Annotated in this window: 15 protein-coding genes; all 15 read left to right on the plus strand. The window is 46.6% G+C overall.

What is annotated here, in order from left to right:
• Window position 1: 1 nt before the first annotated feature.
• The 15 genes from J6600_RS08460 to J6600_RS08530 all read left to right on the plus strand — a co-directional run bounded on the left by J6600_RS08460 (window position 2) and on the right by J6600_RS08530 (window position 17,853).
• Window positions 2-1,237: a M16 family metallopeptidase gene (locus tag J6600_RS08460; protein ID WP_014417791.1), complete on the plus strand. Its 1,236-nt coding sequence runs from the start codon at window positions 2-4 to the stop codon at window positions 1,235-1,237.
• Window positions 1,238-1,315: 78 nt separating this feature from the next.
• On the plus strand, window positions 1,316-1,573 hold the full coding sequence (locus tag J6600_RS08465) for a YlmC/YmxH family sporulation protein (RefSeq protein WP_003154176.1): 258 nt from the start codon (window positions 1,316-1,318) through the stop codon (window positions 1,571-1,573).
• A gap of 156 nt (window positions 1,574-1,729) precedes the next feature.
• Window positions 1,730-2,620 carry a dipicolinic acid synthetase subunit A gene (gene dpaA / locus J6600_RS08470; RefSeq protein ID WP_209388246.1) on the plus strand — a complete coding sequence of 297 codons (891 nt, stop codon included), beginning with the start codon at window positions 1,730-1,732 and terminating at the stop codon, window positions 2,618-2,620.
• A 2-nt stretch (window positions 2,621-2,622) separates the two neighbouring features.
• The gene (gene dpaB / locus J6600_RS08475; RefSeq protein WP_007409809.1) at window positions 2,623-3,213 is read left to right on the plus strand and encodes a dipicolinate synthase subunit B; all 591 of its coding nucleotides are present in this window, start codon (window positions 2,623-2,625) and stop codon (window positions 3,211-3,213) included.
• A gap of 124 nt (window positions 3,214-3,337) precedes the next feature.
• Complete coding sequence (gene asd, locus J6600_RS08480) at window positions 3,338-4,378, plus strand: aspartate-semialdehyde dehydrogenase (protein WP_014417793.1); 1,041 nt, start codon at window positions 3,338-3,340, stop codon at window positions 4,376-4,378.
• A gap of 88 nt (window positions 4,379-4,466) precedes the next feature.
• Entirely contained in the window at window positions 4,467-5,681 is a 1,215-nt protein-coding gene (gene dapG / locus J6600_RS08485) for an aspartate kinase (protein WP_003154168.1), read from the plus strand.
• A 30-nt stretch (window positions 5,682-5,711) separates the two neighbouring features.
• Entirely contained in the window at window positions 5,712-6,581 is an 870-nt protein-coding gene (dapA, locus tag J6600_RS08490) for a 4-hydroxy-tetrahydrodipicolinate synthase (protein WP_003154166.1), read from the plus strand.
• 178 nt (window positions 6,582-6,759) lie between these two features.
• Complete coding sequence (gene rnjB / locus J6600_RS08495; protein ID WP_021493672.1) at window positions 6,760-8,427, plus strand: ribonuclease J2; 1,668 nt, start codon at window positions 6,760-6,762, stop codon at window positions 8,425-8,427.
• A gap of 115 nt (window positions 8,428-8,542) precedes the next feature.
• Window positions 8,543-9,280, plus strand: coding sequence for a ClpP family protease (locus J6600_RS08500; RefSeq protein ID WP_003154162.1), 738 nt, complete (start codon window positions 8,543-8,545; stop codon window positions 9,278-9,280).
• On the plus strand, window positions 9,277-9,486 hold the full coding sequence (locus J6600_RS08505; protein WP_003154161.1) for a YlzJ-like family protein: 210 nt from the start codon (window positions 9,277-9,279) through the stop codon (window positions 9,484-9,486). The genes J6600_RS08500 and J6600_RS08505 overlap by 4 nt, the downstream gene beginning before the upstream one ends.
• A 134-nt stretch (window positions 9,487-9,620) precedes the next feature.
• Window positions 9,621-11,981: an FtsK/SpoIIIE family DNA translocase gene (locus tag J6600_RS08510; RefSeq protein WP_029973456.1), complete on the plus strand. Its 2,361-nt coding sequence runs from the start codon at window positions 9,621-9,623 to the stop codon at window positions 11,979-11,981.
• Between the two features lie 124 nt (window positions 11,982-12,105).
• Window positions 12,106-12,831, plus strand: coding sequence for a GntR family transcriptional regulator (locus J6600_RS08515; protein WP_007409813.1), 726 nt, complete (start codon window positions 12,106-12,108; stop codon window positions 12,829-12,831).
• A gap of 111 nt (window positions 12,832-12,942) precedes the next feature.
• The gene (gene bcbE / locus J6600_RS08520) at window positions 12,943-14,172 is read left to right on the plus strand and encodes a bacillibactin exporter BcbE (RefSeq protein ID WP_061862201.1); all 1,230 of its coding nucleotides are present in this window, start codon (window positions 12,943-12,945) and stop codon (window positions 14,170-14,172) included.
• Between the two features lie 106 nt (window positions 14,173-14,278).
• Window positions 14,279-14,734, plus strand: coding sequence for a MarR family winged helix-turn-helix transcriptional regulator (locus tag J6600_RS08525; RefSeq protein WP_003154157.1), 456 nt, complete (start codon window positions 14,279-14,281; stop codon window positions 14,732-14,734).
• Window positions 14,734-17,853 carry an MMPL family transporter gene (locus J6600_RS08530; protein WP_209388247.1) on the plus strand — a complete coding sequence of 1,040 codons (3,120 nt, stop codon included), beginning with the start codon at window positions 14,734-14,736 and terminating at the stop codon, window positions 17,851-17,853. The genes J6600_RS08525 and J6600_RS08530 overlap by 1 nt, the downstream gene beginning before the upstream one ends.
• The last annotated feature ends 53 nt before the right edge of the window (window positions 17,854-17,906 follow it).

The following is a 17,906-nucleotide window of genomic DNA, read 5'->3' on the forward strand; positions in this document are numbered from 1 at the left end:
CTTGATAAAACGCTATACATGCCAAAACGGTGTAAGAGTTGTGCTTGAAAATAATCCAACGGTGCGGTCTGTGGCAATCGGCGTCTGGATCGGGACGGGGTCACGTCATGAAACGCCGGAGACAAACGGTATTTCGCACTTTCTTGAGCATATGTTTTTTAAAGGAACAAATACCAGGTCCGCACGGGAAATCGCAGAATCCTTCGATCGGATAGGCGGCCAAGTGAATGCCTTCACTTCAAAAGAATATACGTGCTATTACGCCAAAGTTCTGGATGAGCATGCAAACTACGCACTTGATGTGCTGGCTGATATGTTCTTTCATTCTGCTTTTGACGAAGATGAGCTCAAAAAAGAAAAGAACGTCGTATATGAAGAAATCAAAATGTATGAAGACGCGCCGGATGACATTGTCCACGATCTGCTGAGCAAAGCGACATACGGCAATCATTCGCTCGGCTACCCGATTCTCGGGACGGAGGAAACGCTTTCGTCATTTAACGGTGATTCTCTCAGACAGCATATGGATGACTTTTACACGCCGGACCGCGTCGTCATTTCTGTCGCCGGAAATGTAACGGAACAATTCATTAAAGACGTGGAGAAATGGTTCGGTACATACGAAGCGAAGGGCAAAGCAAGCGGCATCAGCGAGCCTGAGTTTCATTATGAAAAGCTGACCAGAAAAAAAGACACCGAACAGGCGCATCTCTGTCTCGGTTTCAAAGGCCTGAAAGTCGGAGATGCGGACATTTACGATTTGATCGTCTTAAACAACGTGCTGGGCGGAAGCATGAGCAGCCGTCTTTTCCAGGATGTGCGCGAAGATAAAGGACTGGCCTATTCTGTATACAGCTATCACAGTTCCTATGAAGACAGCGGTATGCTGACGATTTACGGAGGCACCGGCGCGAATCAGCTCGGACTTCTGTCTGAAACCATTCAGGAAACGTTATCGGTTCTAAAACGTGATGGTATCACCCCGAAAGAGCTGGAAAACAGCAAAGAGCAAATGAAGGGGAGCTTAATGCTCAGCTTAGAGAGCACAAACAGCAAAATGAGCCGGAACGGGAAAAACGAACTCCTGCTCGGAAAGCATAAGACCATGGATGAAATTATCACTGAATTAAATGCGGTCAGCCTGGAAAGCGTCAACGGCCTCAGCCGCCGCTTATTTACGGATGATTACGCACTATCGCTCATCAGCCCGACCGGCAATATGCCGGCTTCATCTTAAGCGGAAAAGCAGTCTGCCTCTATACGGGGCAGGCATTTTTTTTTGCTCCGGGTCATATAGTACAAGGGGGTGGCTATCATGAGGCTCAGTGAACTGTCAGGTAAAGAAATTGTGGACATTAAACGGGCAGAGCGGCTCGGCGTGCTCGGCCAGACCGATTTGGAAATTAATGAACAGGACGGACAAATTACCGCGCTGTTGATACCGACGGTAAAATGGTTCGGATTGCGAAAACAAGGCCACGACATCCGCGTCCCCTGGAACCATATCCAAAAAATCGGGTCAGACATGATCATTTTAGACGTTCCGGGGGAGATCACGCCTCCCGAAGAGTAGATCTTATTCAATTGTTGCAAGCACCGGCTCATACAGCCGGTGCTTTTTTTATGAAAAAGACGCTGTACATTCACCGCCCTTTCTCTTCGCACATACGATGAAGAGGAGGATGACACTTAAAAGATCCAGTAACTGTAAAGAAGGTGAACGTTTCAGATGTTAACCGGATTGACAATTGCGATCATTGGCGGTGACGCAAGACAGCTTGAGATTATAAGAAAGCTGACAGAACAGCATGCCGATATTTATCTTGCAGGGTTTGACCAATTGGATGACGGTTTTACAGGAACTGTCAAATGCAAAATCGATGAGATTCCCTTTAAAAAAATAGACAGTATCATCCTGCCCGTATCGGCAACGACCGGAGAAGGCGTTGTTTCCACGGTTTTTTCAAATGAAGAAGTGATATTAAAGCAGAGCTATCTTGAGCGGACACCGGAGCATTGCGTCATTTATTCAGGCATCTCCAACGCGTATCTTGAGGGGATCGCCAGCGAAGCGGGCCGCAAACTTGTGAAATTATTTGAACGGGACGATATCGCGATATTCAACTCGATTCCCACTGTTGAAGGAACAATCATGATGGCGATTCAGCATACGGATTATACCATTCACGGATCAAATGTCGCCGTTCTCGGCATGGGGCGCACCGGTATGACGATCGCCCGGACGTTTGCGGCGTTAGGGGCGAAGGTAAAAGTGGGCGCGCGGAGTTCGGCTCATTTGGCCCGTATAACGGAAATGGGGCTTTCTCCTTTTCAACTTGAAGAGCTTACTGAACATGTAAATGATATTGATATCTGCATTAACACCGTACCGAGCTTGATTCTGAATCAAAGCGTTTTATCGCGCATGACGCCGAAGACCTTGATTTTGGATTTAGCATCCCGCCCGGGCGGAACGGATTTCAAATATGCTGAAAAACAAGGCATTAAAGCGCTGCTTGCCCCGGGTCTTCCGGGAATTGTGGCCCCGAAAACAGCCGGACAGATTATTGCGAACGTATTGAGCAAGCTTTTGGCAGACTTAAAGAAAGAGGGGGAATAACCATGTCTCTGAAAGGGAAAAGAATCGGATTCGGATTAACCGGCTCGCATTGCACATATGAGGAAGTTTTTCCGCAAATAGAGGCGCTTATCAGTCAAGGAGCTGAAGTCCGGCCGGTCGTGACGTCAACCGTTCAATCGACCGATACCCGCTTTGGGGAGGGGGGAGATTGGGTCAGAAAAATTGAAGAAGCAACAGGCTTTGAGGCGATTGATTCCATCGTAAAAGCGGAGCCTCTCGGGCCGAAACTTCCGCTCGACTGCATGGTCATCGCCCCTTTAACCGGAAATTCAATGAGCAAACTCGCAAATGCGATGACTGACAGCCCCGTCCTTATGGCTGCGAAAGCCACGATCCGCAACGGCCGCCCGGTCGTGCTCGGAATTTCGACAAACGACGGACTCGGTTTAAACGGAACGAATTTAATGAGGCTGATGTCCGCAAAAAACATATATTTCATCCCGTTCGGCCAGGATGACCACGTGAAAAAACCGACATCGCTCGTCGCAAGAATGGATCTTCTTCCGATTACGGTAGAAAAAGCTCTTTTGCACCAGCAGGTTCAGCCGGTGCTCGTACACCATCATGAATGATGACAGAAAATCATTCCGGAATAAAAAAATTCGGTCAATCCGTGACTATTCTATGGTAAAATAAAACGTAAAATGCAAAGTCAATTCAATAAATGATGCTTAATTGGCGGAAGGAGTTTTACAGATGGGAAGAGGATTACACGTAGCAGTTGTCGGAGCGACGGGAGCCGTAGGACAGCAAATGCTGAAAACACTGGAAGACAGAAACTTTGAAATCGAAACACTCACACTACTATCCTCAAAGCGTTCTGCTGGTACGAAAGTAATGTTTAAAGGCGAAGAATATACAGTGCAGGAAGCTGTTCCTGAAAGCTTCGAAGGCGTTCATATCGCGTTATTCAGCGCCGGCGGAAGCGTATCACAAAGCTTGGCGCCTGAGGCTGTAAAACGGGGAGCCATCGTGATTGACAATACCAGCGCATTCCGGATGGACGAAAATACACCGCTCGTGGTGCCTGAGGTGAACGAAGGTGATCTGCACAAACATAACGGCATTATCGCCAACCCTAACTGTTCAACGATTCAGATGGTGGCTGCGCTTGAACCGATCCGCAAAGCGTACGGTTTGAAAAAAGTCATTGTATCTACTTACCAAGCTGTGTCCGGGGCCGGCAATGAAGCGGCGAAGGAATTGTACAGCCAGACAAAGGCGATTTTAAACAATGAACCCGCAGAACCGTCTATTATGCCGGTTAAAGGCGACAAAAAGCATTATCAAATCGCATTTAACGCCATTCCGCAAATTGATAAATTCCAAGACAACGGCTATACGTTTGAGGAAATGAAAATGATTAATGAAACGAAAAAAATCATGCATATGCCGAAGCTGGAAGTGGCTGCGACATGTGTCAGACTGCCGATTGAAACAGGGCACTCAGAATCTGTTTACATTGAGCTTGACCGTGATGACGCAACCGTTGAAGATATTAAACAGCTTTTAAAAGAAGCTCCGGGTGTTACGCTTCAGGATGATCCGGCGGAGCAGCTTTACCCGATGCCTGCTGATTGCGTCGGCAAACGCGATGTATTTGTAGGAAGAATCCGGAAAGATTTGGACAGAGCAAACGGTTTTCATTTGTGGGTTGTTTCTGATAACCTGTTAAAAGGCGCCGCTTGGAACTCAGTCCAAATCGCGGAAAGCCTGCAAAAACTGAACCTCGTATAAAACAAACGTATTTTCTATAGGCGAATAGAAGAGAGTAAGGCTCTGCCTGCTCTCTTCTGTTACGTCAGACTAATTTGGAGTGAAAATAGTGAAGATCATTGTTCAAAAATTCGGCGGAACATCCGTAAAAGATGACAAAGGCCGCAAGCTTGCGCTAGCACACATTAAAGATGCCATCAGTGAAGGTTATAAAGTTGTCGTTGTCGTATCGGCGATGGGAAGAAAAGGAGACCCGTACGCGACAGATTCTTTAATCGGGCTCCTTTACGGCAGCCAGTCCGACATTTCTCCGAGAGAGCAGGATATGCTTCTGTCTTGCGGAGAAACGATTTCGTCCGTTGTTTTTTCCAGCATGCTGAAGGAAAACGGCATAAAAGCCGCAGCTTTAACAGGAGCCCAAGCCGGCTTTTTAACCAATGCCCAGCATACTGACGCCAAAATTATAGAAATGAAAACAGAGCGGCTTTTCGCTGCACTCGCCAGCCATGACGCTGTCGTTGTCGCAGGATTTCAGGGAGCGACTGAAAAAGGCGACACGACGACGATCGGCAGAGGAGGAAGCGATACTTCAGCAGCGGCGCTCGGCGCGGCGGTAGATGCTGAGTTTATCGACATTTTTACGGACGTGGAAGGCGTTATGACAGCCGATCCGAGAATCGTGGAAAATGCTAAGCCGCTTCCGAACGTCACATATACGGAAATCTGCAACCTTGCCTATCAAGGCGCGAAAGTCATTCATCCGCGCGCGGTGGAAATCGCCATGCAGGCAAAGGTGCCGATCCGCGTGCGCTCCACTTATTCAAAAGACAAAGGCACTTTGGTGACGTCCCATCATTCGTCTAACATCGGCAGCGATGTATTCGAACGGCTGATCACGGGGATCGCCCATGTGAAAGATGTGACGCAATTTAAGGTTCCCGCCAAAATGGGGCAATACAACGTTCAGACTGAAGTCTTTAAAGCAATGGCAAATGCCGGAATCAGCGTAGATTTCTTTAACATTACGCCGAGTGAAATCGTATATACCGTAGCCGGCAGTAAAACGGAAGCCGCGCGCAGCATTTTGGCTGAATTAGGATATGAGCCGACAGTGACGGAGAGCTGTGCGAAAGTGTCAGCGGTCGGCGCCGGGATAATGGGTGTTCCGGGTGTCACGTCAAAAATCGTCTCCGCACTTTCTGATAAAGGCATTCCGATTCTGCAATCTGCCGACAGCCATACGACGATCTGGGTGCTCGTTCATGAAAAAGATATGGTAACGGCCGTAAATGCGCTGCATGAAGTGTTTGAACTTTCAAAGTAAATGTGATTGAATCATGATGAGGTGAAAAAAATGAATGTCGGAAATATATCTACAGCGATGATTACCCCCTTTGACAGTAAAGGGAATGTAGACTTTCAAAAACTGTCTACATTAATCGACTATTTGTTGAAAAACGGCACGGATTCTTTAGTCGTCGCAGGCACGACCGGCGAATCTCCGACACTTTCAACGGAAGAAAAAATTGCACTCTTTGAATTTACAGTCAAAGAAGTGAACGGACGCGTGCCTGTTATTGCGGGTACGGGAAGCAACAATACGAAAGATTCCATTAAACTGACAAAAAAAGCTGAAGAAGCCGGCGTCGATTGCGTTATGCTTGTCACGCCGTATTATAATAAGCCTTCCCAAGAGGGCATGTACCGTCATTTTAAAGCCATTGCGGAAGAAACGTCTCTTCCTGTGATGCTTTACAACGTGCCGGGCAGAACGGTCGCTTCGCTTGCGCCGGAAACGGCCATCAGACTTGCGGAGATTCCGAATATCTCTGCGATTAAAGAAGCGAGCGGCGATCTTGATGCCATTACGAAAATCATTGCCGAAACACCGGAAGATTTTTACGTCTATTCAGGTGATGACGGGTTAACGCTTCCTATTCTCGCAGTCGGCGGAAGAGGAGTCGTGTCAGTGGCCAGCCATATCGTAGGTTCTGACATGCAGCAGATGATTAAAAACTATACGAACGGGCAGACGGCAACCGCGGCGCTGATTCATCAGAAGCTTCTGCCGATCATGAAGGAGCTCTTTAAAGCGCCTAATCCGGCTCCGGTCAAAACGGCGCTACAGCTGAAAGGCCTTGATGTCGGATCTGTGCGTCTTCCTCTTATCCCGCTGAATGAAGATGAACGTCTGAGCCTGAGCAGCGTCATCAGCGAACTGTAAGAAAAAATTTATACAGTTAAAATACGCGGTCATTCTCATTTTTATCGTGAGTTTGACCGTTTTGTATACATATTGGTTTTCCCTAAACCTTCCGCTTCTTCTTGTTTTCTAAAATTGATATCAGTTATAATAGGAACAAGTGATGATGGACGGGTATGAGACTAGGAGGATACAGATTTTGAAAAAGAAAAATACAGAAAACGTCAGAATTATCGCCCTTGGCGGCGTCGGAGAAATTGGGAAGAACCTATATGTCATTGAAATTGACTCAGACATATTTGTAGTGGATGCAGGGCTGATGCACCCTGAAAATGAAATGCTCGGTATTGATGTCGTCATTCCGGATATTTCCTACTTAGTAGAACGGGCTGACCGCGTGAAGGCCATCTTTCTGACACACGGGCACGATGAAAACATCGGAGGCGTCTTTTATTTATTGAACAAGCTGTCGGTGCCGGTATACGGAACGAAGCTTACTCTTGCATTACTGAGAGAAAAACTCAAGCAGTACGGGCATAATCGAAAAGCTGATTTGCGTGAAGTTCACTCTAAATCAGTCATTACATTTGAATCAACGAAAGTATCGTTCTTTAAAACGATTCACAGTATTCCGGATTCAGTGGGAGTCAGCTTCAAAACATCACTTGGCTCTATTGTATGCACGGGAGACTTTAAATTTGACCAGACGCCTGCTTATCACCAATCATGTGATATTGGCGAAATTGCCAAAATCGGAAACAGCGGCGTGCTCGCCCTGCTTTCTGACAGCGCCAATGCGGAGCGCCCGGGGTATACTCCGTCAGAAGCATATGTAAGCGGTGAAATTTCCGATGCGATGAACAGTTCAGAAAACCGTGTCATCATTGCTGTATTCGCGTCTAATATCAACCGGATCCAGCAAGTGATACAGGCTGCCGTCCAGAACGGCCGCAAACTTGCAATCGCCGGAAAAAATCTGCAAAACGTGCTTCAGCTTGGGCGCAAGCTCGGCTATATTGAAGCCGAAGATGAAATGTTTATTCCTGTGCAGGATGTGAAAAAATATCCGAAGCGGGAAGTGGCAATTGTTACAGCCGGAAGCCATGGTGAGCCGCTGGCCGCTCTTACGCGGATGGCCAAGCAGGCGCACAAGCAGCTTAACATTGAAGAAGGAGACACCGTTGTCATTGCATCAACACCGATTCCGGGGCATGAATTGATATATTCCAAAACCGTCAACCTGCTTGCCCGCGCCGGCGCTCAAGTCATTTTCGCCCAAAAACGCGTGCATGTGTCCGGTCACGGTTCGCAGGAAGAATTGAAACTCATGCTTAATTTGCTGAAACCGAAATATTTAATTCCGGTTAACGGTGAATTCAGAATGCAAAAAGCGCATTCCAAAATCGCAGAAGAGATCGGCATGAAACGCAGCGACATTTTCTTGATTGAAAAAGGTGACGTCGTTGAATTCCGCGGACAGAATGTAAAAATCGGGGATAAAGTCACGTACGGAAACGTTCTGATTGACGGCCTCGGTGTCGGCGACATCGGCAACATCGTGCTGAGAGACCGCCGCTTATTATCACAAGACGGCATTCTCATCGTCGTGATTTCACTCGATAAGCAGAAAAAGAACCTCGTATCAGGTCCTGAGATCATTACGCGCGGTTTCGTGTATGTCAGAGAATCAGAAGGTTTAATTGTACAAGCTACTGAGCTCGTCCGCTCTATCGTGACTGAAGCGACGGAAACATCTGCCGTAGAATGGTCCACGCTGAAACAAGCAATGCGTGATGCGCTGAATCAATTCCTTTATGAAAAAACAAAACGCAAGCCGATGATCATTCCGATCATTATGGAAGTATAATGTATACAAAGCCGGAGCGCATGATGCTCCGGCTTTGTTTTTGTTCATGTCCCGGATGGAAATCATCATCTTTGTTCATAATACAAAGAGACATTCGGAAAGGGTGAAAGATAAAATGGATCATCGTATGGAAAACACCGAAGAACAGCAGCCCGAAAAATCAGATGCGAAAGACAGCATTATGAGCAAAATTCAGCAGCTGGGAGAGACATCTCTGCCGCAAATGTCCCAAGATACCAATATTCACTGCCTGACGATCATCGGCCAAATTGAGGGGCACGTCCAGCTCCCGCCGCAAAATAAAACAACCAAATATGAACACGTCATTCCGCAAATCGTCGCGATTGAGCAAAATCCGAAAATCGAAGGACTTCTGATCATCTTAAACACCGTCGGAGGCGATGTGGAAGCGGGGCTTGCGATTGCGGAAATGCTCGCATCCTTATCAAAACCGACCGTTTCAATCGTACTCGGCGGGGGCCACTCCATAGGTGTGCCGATCGCCGTGTCATGTGATCATAGTTTTATCGCGGAAACAGCGACTATGACCATTCACCCCGTTCGGCTTACAGGTCTGGTTATCGGGGTTCCGCAAACGTTTGAATACTTGGATAAAATGCAGGAGCGGGTCGTCAACTTTGTGACCCATCATTCAAATATTTCCGAAGAAAAATTCAAAGAGCTGATGTTTTCAAAAGGAAACTTAACCAGGGACATCGGGACGAACGTAGTCGGGAAAGATGCGGCTGATTACGGATTAATTGATGCCGTGGGCGGCGTCGGACAGGCGATAAAAAAGCTGAATCAGCTGATTGAGGAACGAAAGGGCGAGGAAGGAAGGATGATTCAATGATCCTTTATACCGTCATGCCTCAAGAAGTCGTTTACGGTCAGGATATAGAGCAAAGCGTGCATGAACAGGTAGATTACGCCGGCGTGCCGCTGCTAGTTGAGATGAAGGGAAATGAAGCTGAAGTCGTACAAATTTTAAGTACGAACCCGATGGATTTTCTGAATCCGGACATCGCTCCGGGACAAAAAATCAAGCTGAAAATCTAACCGGCATTCAGTCCGTTTCTCGGGGGCAAAATATGCTATAATAGGGGAATCCTACAGAAAAATGCAGCCGGCAAAAGGCTGCTTTTCTTCATGATGTATGATTTTACATTTTTTAACGCAGTAAGGTGATGAGTGTGGCAAAGAAAAAACGGAAATCTAAAAAGAAACAAGAGAGTAAGCTCAATCTAAAATACGAACTAAGCGGACTGCTCTGTGTTGCAATCTCAATTATTGCTGTTTTGCAGCTCGGCGTTGTGGGACAGACATTTGTGTACTTGTTCCGTTTTTTTGCCGGAGAGTGGTTTATTTTATGCTTAATTGCGCTCTTCCTTCTCGGAATTTCGCTGTTTTGGAAAAAGAAGAGTCCAAGCCTTTTAACGAGAAGAAAGGCAGGGTTGTATTGTATTATCGCCAGTATATTGCTGCTGTCTCACGTGCAGCTCTTTAAAAATCTGTCTCATCACGGGTCGATTCGGTCGGCAAGTGTCATCGGCAACACGTGGGAGCTGTTTATGATTGACATGAAACAGCAGGCTGCTTCCCCTGATTTGGGCGGCGGCATGATCGGCGCGGTACTGTTTGCAGCTTCCCACTTTCTATTTGCATCAACGGGTTCACAAATCATGGCGATCGTGCTGATCTTAATGGGGCTGATTCTTGTAACGGGCCGTTCACTGCAGGAAACGCTCAAAAAGTGGACGAGCCCCGTCGGCCGGTTTATCCGCGGCCAGTGGCAGGCATTTCTTGAGGATATGAAGACGGTCAGAACGAATATGTCTTCGCCGAAAACAAAAACAAAATCGGGCAAAAAACAAAAACGGGTTCAAAAGAAAAAAGAAGAGCCTGAACCGGAGGAAGAGGATGAGGAAATCATTTCGCCGATCATCCATTCAGAGCCGATTATTTCAAGCTTTTCAGACCGTCAGGAAGAGCCCGCCGAACCGCTGATTCCGGAAAAAACGCAGGAGGCTGCACAAGCGGTAAAAGATGAGCCTTCCGGCGGCGCTCAAGACAGTGGCGAAACGGCTGCGGCTCCGCCGATGACGTTTACAGAGCTTGAAAATAAAGATTATCAAATGCCTTCATTGGACATACTGGCTGACCCGAAACATACAGGCCAGCAGACCGATAAGAAAAACATTTACGAGAATGCAAGAAAACTCGAACGGACTTTTCAAAGCTTCGGCGTAAAGGCGAAAGTGACCCAAGTTCATCTCGGTCCGGCGGTCACAAAATATGAGGTGTATCCGGACGTCGGGGTCAAAGTAAGTAAAATCGTGAATCTGAGCGATGACCTCGCGCTCGCGCTTGCCGCGAAGGATATCCGGATCGAAGCGCCGATTCCGGGCAAATCGGCAATCGGCATCGAGGTGCCCAATGCTGAAGTGGCGATGGTTTCGTTAAAAGAAGTACTTGAATCCAAGCTCAATGACAAGCCGGACGCGAAGCTTCTGATCGGCTTGGGACGAAATATTTCCGGGGAAGCCGTGCTTGCCGAACTGAACAAAATGCCCCACCTGCTCGTAGCGGGGGCAACGGGAAGCGGAAAAAGCGTCTGTGTCAACGGTATTATTACGAGCATTCTGATGAGGGCCAAACCGCATGAAGTGAAGATGATGATGATTGACCCGAAAATGGTTGAACTGAATGTGTATAACGGCATTCCTCATCTGCTTGCGCCGGTCGTGACAGATCCGAAAAAGGCCTCGCAGGCTTTGAAAAAGGTCGTCAATGAGATGGAGCGCCGCTATGAGCTGTTCTCCCATACGGGTACGAGAAATATAGAAGGCTATAACGACCATATTAAGCGGTCAAATGCCGAAGAAGAAGTCAAGCAGCCTGAGCTGCCATACATCGTCGTCATCGTTGACGAGCTTGCCGATCTGATGATGGTCGCTTCTTCCGACGTGGAAGATTCAATTACGAGACTTTCACAGATGGCGCGGGCAGCGGGAATTCATTTGATTATCGCGACACAGCGGCCTTCAGTCGACGTTATTACCGGTGTTATTAAAGCCAACATCCCGTCAAGAATCGCTTTCAGTGTCTCATCTCAGACCGATTCACGGACGATTTTAGACATGGGCGGCGCTGAAAAGCTTCTGGGGCGCGGAGACATGCTGTTTCTGCCTGTAGGCGCAAATAAGCCGGTGCGTGTGCAAGGGGCATTCTTATCCGATGAAGAGGTTGAGCATGTCGTCGATCATGTCATTACGCAGCAAAAAGCGCAGTATCAAGAAGAGATGATTCCGGAAGAAGTTTCGGAAACACACAGTGAAGTAACGGATGATCTCTATGACGAAGCGGTCGATTTGATTATCGGCATGCAGACGGCATCAGTTTCCATGCTTCAAAGGCGGTTCAGAATCGGATATACGAGAGCTGCCCGTCTGATTGACGCAATGGAGGAACGGGGCGTCGTCGGGCCGTATGAAGGAAGCAAACCGAGGGAAGTACTATTATCTAAGGAACAATATGATGAGCTCTCTTCTTAAAAAGGAGAGAGTTTTCACTGAAAATGATATCACCAAAATCATTCCTATTTATTTTTTTATCAAAACATGATATAGTTGTCCCAATTGTTCAATAATTTATGAAAGTGGTTTACGGAGGGGAAACATGTCTACAAAAGCTGACAATCGTCACTTGTATCTAAAAGTGATTGAGCGAATCAAAGAGGATATACAAAACGGAATTTACACCGAAAAGGAAAAGCTTCCTTCTGAATTTGAGCTTTCAAAATCAATGGGTGTCAGCCGGGCAACTCTGCGTGAAGCTTTGCGTATCCTTGAAGAGGAGCATGTGATTATCAGAAGGCACGGTGTGGGCACTTTCGTCCATACAAAACCGCTGTTTCTTTCAGGTATTGAACAGCTCAACAGCGTGACGAAAACGATTCAGCAGGCGAACATGGTGCCGGGTACGATTTTTTTGTCGTCTCAGGTCATCACGCCGTCTGATGAAGATATCGCTAGATTCCGGCTTGAGCCTGAGCAGGAGCTTTTTTATTTGGAACGCGTGAGAACGGCAAGCGGCACTCCGGTCGTTTACTGTTTAGATACGATTCCGATGCACATTCTGCCGAATTCTTTCTGTCATGAACAGGAGTCTATTTTTGATCTTTTGGAAAAAAACTCCGGGTCTGTGATCAGCTATGCCGTTGCTGATATCGAACCGATCGGATATCACGATACGATTTCGCCGGTTTTGGAATGCGAGCCGGAGACGGCGCTTTTATTGCTGAAGCAAACCCACTATAATCAGAATGATGAACCTGTGCTGTATTCATTAAATTATTTCCGGGCTGATAAGTTCAGTTTTCATGTTGTAAGAAAACGTTTTTAAGACAGACGCGTCATGTGTCTGTTTTTTTATTTGCCGTTTCAGTACATACTTTGTTTTCTGCAAGGCACAATAAAACAGGAAACAACCAAGTATAGTGAATGGGTGAATAAGTTGAGTAAGAAGAAAAATGGAACGAAAAATATCATTGCTCTGGCTTCTGTACCGCTCGTGATGACACTCGGGAATTCCATGCTGATTCCTGTGCTTCCGATGATTGAAAAGAAGCTGTCCATATCGTCTTTTCAAGTATCGTTAATTATAACGGTCTATTCGATTGTGGCGATTATTTGTATTCCGATTGCCGGATATCTGTCCGATAAATTCGGAAGAAAAAAGGTTCTTCTGCCTTGTCTTCTCATAGCCGGTGCGGGCGGAGCGCTTGCCGCGATAGCTTCCACCGCGTTCAAGCATCCTTATCCCATTATCTTGGCGGGGCGGGTGCTGCAGGGAATCGGTTCGGCAGGGGCGGCTCCTGTAGTGATGCCGTTTATCGGTGATTTATTCAAAGGGGATGATGAGCGGATTACCGCGGGGCTCGGCGATATTGAGACGTCTAACACTGCCGGGAAAGTAATAAGCCCGATTCTCGGGTCGCTCTTGGCTGCATGGTTTTGGTTTATGCCGTTTTGGTTCATTCCGTTTTTTTCGCTCATCAGTTTTTTTCTCGTATTGTTTTTGGTGGCAAAGCCGGAGGAACAAAAAGAAGCGCCTTCTATTTCCGAATTTGTGAAAAATGTCGGCCGCATATTTAAGCGTGACGGACGCTGGCTCTTTACGGTTTTTATCATCGGCTGCGTGATTATGTTTTTGCTGTTCGGGGTTCTTTTTTATTTATCAGACTCACTGGAGAAGAAATACGGAATTGACGGTGTGGCTAAAGGAGCGCTCTTGGCAATCCCGCTTTTATTTCTATCCGTCAGTTCATATATATCAGGCCGAAAAATCGGAAAAGACCAAGGCAAAATGAAGTTTTGCATCGTTTTCGGAATGAGTGCCGTGACACTGTCGTTTATCGGCCTATGGTGGAATCACAGTTTTTATTTATTATTTATCTTTTTGTGTGTCAGCGGTATCGGTATCGGAATGGCATTGCCGGCTTTAGACGCTGTCATCACAGAAGGCGTAGACAACGAGGAATCGGGAACCATCACCTCATTTTATAACAGCATGCGGTTTATCGGAGTAGCGGCGGGACCGCCGATCTTTGCTGCCCTGATGTCAAATGCAGGCTGGCTGATTTTTATTTTAGCCGCTTTTTGCGGCATTGTATCTGTATTTTTAGCGCTGTTAAATATCTCATCACAAGCAAAAGAAAAGAAGGAATCATTAAAGACGGTGTAATCTGCACTGTCTTTTTTTATTTTATTTTGAAGATTGACATGATACCGTCAAGTCGTTATTCTTTTTAATAGTTAAACATATTAACTATCGGAAGGAGGGGGAAAAGGTGCATGAAGAAAAAGTAAAGCAGCTGATTCAGCGTTATTCCGATGTATACCTGCACGTCTTAAAAAAAATTGACAGCATTATCGCTGAAAAAGTGAACAAAGAGCTGACATTGGACCAATATTACATACTCCGCTATATTATGCTCAATCCCGATTGCAAATCAATTGAACTGGCCGCGGTGTGCCACGTCAATAAAAGCGCCATTACATCTATGACGAACCGCCTGTATGAAAAAGGCTACATCAATAGAGAACGCAGCCAAAGCGACCGCCGGAGCATACTTTTAAATGTCACGGAAAAGGGGACGGAAGTATTTCACCGTGTGGAGCGGCGGATTGAGGAACTCGTCCGTTCATATATTATGTATTTTGATGAAGACGAGGCGGAGATGTTCGTTAATACATATGAAAAATTATATCGATTGATGATGACAGAGGAGGATCAGCAGACATAATGAAAAACATTATCCGAGCCCGCTGGATCATCGCCGCGGTATGGGTCGCCGCAACGGTGATATTTATGCTTACAGCGCCTGATATGGCTGAATTGACACGGGAGAAAGGGCAGATTTCCGTACCGGACGGATATTCCTCTTCTTACGCCCATGAATTGCTTGATGAAATGTCTGATTCAGATGCACCGTCTTCTTCTGCCGTCATCGTATTTCACGAAAAAGGCTTAATGACAGACAAAAAAGATCGTCTGGAAGAAGCCGTCAGCACTTTGTCTGAACATAAAAAAGCGCTTCAGATTAAAACGGTGACTTCATACTTCGGGGAGAAAAATGACGACATCAAAAAACAGCTGCTGTCAAAAGACAGACAAACGATGCTCGTTCAGCTGCAGCTTGATACATCCAAAAACGATATCATCGAAATAAAAAATAAAATTGATAAAGAGCTGAAACCGTACGGAGTATCATACGGCATTACAGGCCAATCGCTGATCGACGAAGATGTGTTAAAAAGCTCACAGGACGGCTTGAAAAAGACTGAATATATAACGGTCGCTTTTATCCTGATCGTGCTGATCCTTGTATTTCGGTCAGTGGTCGCTCCGTTTGTGCCGCTTTTATCAGTATTGATATCTTATTTAGTCAGCCAGTCGATTGTCGCATTTTTAGTCGATCAGCTGAATTTTCCGCTCTCAACTTTTACTCAGATTTTTATGGTTGCGATTATGTTCGGGATCGGCACAGACTACTGCATTCTGCTTCTCAGCAGATTTAAAGAAGAACTGTCGCATGGCGCTGATATAAGAGAAGCGATCGTCGTCACCTACAAAACGGCCGGAAAGACGGTTTTGTACAGCGGCGGTGCGGTGCTGATCGGATTTGCCTGCATCGGATTTGCGACATTTAAGCTGTATCAGTCGGCAGCCGCCGTTGCGGTCGGTGTCGCGGTGCTGCTGCTTGCGCTCATGACGATCGTGCCGTTTTTTATGGCTGTTTTAGGAAAAAGACTGTTTTGGCCTGTTAAGGGCGATATTTCCCATCCTCAAAGCAAAGCATGGGAAACGTCAGGGCGGTTTTCATTTAAAAGGCCGCTCATCAGTCTTGCAATCGTTGCGGTATTCACCGTCCCGCCTATCCTTCTTTACAAAGGGGCGCTATCTTACAACAGTCTTGACGAAATCGGGGATAAATATGAATCCGTCCGCGCGTTTAATACGATTTCAGACGCATTCGGCCCGGGAGAACTTCTTCCGGCCACAGTCGTCATCAAAAATGATGAGACATTAAATACCGAAAAACACCTGATTGATATCGAAAAAATCAGCAGAGAACTTGAAAAAACAGAGAGTGTAAAAACGGTCAGAAGCGCCACGCGCCCTGCTGGAAACGGATTGAATCAATTATTTGTCACAAATCAGGCAAAGCAGCTTCAAGAAGGGCTTGATAAAGGCAATACAGGACTTGAAAAAATCACGGACGGATTAGGGCATGCCGCAAAGTCGTTAGCTGATTCACAGCCGCAGATCGAAGAGTCGGGGAAAAGCGTCAATCAGCTTATTGACGGAACATTGTCTCTGAAATCCGGGCTTTCTGATATAGGAGAAAACCTGAATAAACTGCAGGCTGGCGTGAACGAGAATAAAGCCGGCGTCGCCCAGATGAGAAAGCAGATTGAAGAGCAAAAACAAATGCTGACTTCACAGCTCAGCCAAAACAGCGGTCTCGCTTCAGAAACGCAAAACGCTTTAAAATTGGTAAAAACCGTCCTGCCGATGAAAGATGAAGCCAGCAGACAGCTTGCCGATTTGAACAAGCAGCTTGCCCGGCTGCCGTTTGCAAAATTGGAGGCGTCAATACCGTCAGTCAAAACCGATCCCTCTTACCAAGAAATCAAATCGGCCTTTACGGGTGTACAGTCAGCCGTTTCCAAGGCAAACGCGGATGCAGAAGCTTTTTCTAAACAGGTCGACAGTCAAAAGGATCATCTGCAGCAAGCGGAAAAACAATTTGCCCGACTGGCAGCCGCTCAGAAGAAGATTGACACTCAAATTAACGCAATGATCAACGGTTTGACCAGTATTGAAAACGGTCTGCAGCAAGTGTCAGACGGACAGGGGGCTCTCGCAGGACAAATGCCGCGCCTTGAATCGGCGGCAGGACAGCTCGCGGAGGGCCAGAAAAAAATGAAGAGCGGTCTCGGTGATTTTTCTTCCCGGCTCAGCGATCTTTCTTCAGGCCTTAACGACAGTGTAAAAGGGCTTAAGAAAGTATCAAGCGGCATGATGGGGGCGAATGATTACCTGGGTGAGCTTCACAAGGCGTCAGACAAAGAAATGACAGGCTGGTTTGTGCCGAAAGACGCCTTGAAAAACAGTGATTTCACAAGCGTGTTTAATACGTACATGTCAGATGACAGAAAAACGACAGAATTGACTGTCGTTCTTGATAACAATCCTTACTCAAATACGGCCATTCAAGATATTCAAGCGATCAAAGCGAGCGTAAAAAGGGCCATTCCGAACACGGATCTGAAGAATGCTTCCTTCGGCGTTTCGGGAGTCTCCAGCATGAATGCCGATCTGAAGGAAGTATCGGATTCAGACTTCAAACGGACGGCAATGTTTATGCTGGCGGGAATTTTTCTGATTCTCATCGTGATGATGCGCTCCCTCATTATGCCTGTTTATTTAGTGGCGTCGCTCGTACTGACGTATTTCGCATCCATCGGCGTAACGGAATACATCTTTACACACTTCTTCGGATATCCGGGCGTAAACTGGGCCGTGCCGTTCTTCGGCTTTGTCATTTTGATGGCTCTTGGCGTGGATTATTCCATCTTTTTAATGGACCGCTTTAATGAGCTGAAAAAAGAAGGAACGGAACCCGCAATGATCAGCAGTATGAAAAATATGGGTTCCGTCATCATTTCTGCGGCCATTATTTTAGCGGGAACCTTTGCGGCCATGCTGCCGTCAGGCGTTCTTTCCTTATTACAGATTGCAACCGTGGTATTAACAGGCCTTCTCATGTACGCAATTGTCGTCCTTCCGTTTTTTGTACCGGTCATGGTGAAAATATTCGGAAGAGCCAACTGGTGGCCTTTCAATTTGAAAAAATAACGTTCAATGCCTCTGCCTGTTTTCGGGCAGAGGTTTTTTGTTTCCTTATAAAT

This window comes from Bacillus sp. LJBV19, assembly GCF_017797845.1.
GTDB classification, from domain to species: domain Bacteria; phylum Bacillota; class Bacilli; order Bacillales; family Bacillaceae; genus Bacillus; species Bacillus velezensis.

Coding starts and splice junctions, on each gene's coding strand:
- dpaB (WP_007409809.1), top strand. CDS start 2,623: ATGTCTCTGAAAGGGAAAAGAATCGGATTCGGATTAACCGGCTCGCAT.
- dpaA (WP_209388246.1), top strand. CDS start 1,730: ATGTTAACCGGATTGACAATTGCGATCATTGGCGGTGACGCAAGACAG.
- asd (WP_014417793.1), top strand. CDS start 3,338: ATGGGAAGAGGATTACACGTAGCAGTTGTCGGAGCGACGGGAGCCGTA.
- J6600_RS08505 (WP_003154161.1), top strand. CDS start 9,277: ATGATCCTTTATACCGTCATGCCTCAAGAAGTCGTTTACGGTCAGGAT.
- J6600_RS08500 (WP_003154162.1), top strand. CDS start 8,543: ATGGATCATCGTATGGAAAACACCGAAGAACAGCAGCCCGAAAAATCA.
- J6600_RS08515 (WP_007409813.1), top strand. CDS start 12,106: ATGTCTACAAAAGCTGACAATCGTCACTTGTATCTAAAAGTGATTGAG.
- J6600_RS08530 (WP_209388247.1), top strand. CDS start 14,734: ATGAAAAACATTATCCGAGCCCGCTGGATCATCGCCGCGGTATGGGTC.
- J6600_RS08465 (WP_003154176.1), top strand. CDS start 1,316: ATGAGGCTCAGTGAACTGTCAGGTAAAGAAATTGTGGACATTAAACGG.
- dapA (WP_003154166.1), top strand. CDS start 5,712: ATGAATGTCGGAAATATATCTACAGCGATGATTACCCCCTTTGACAGT.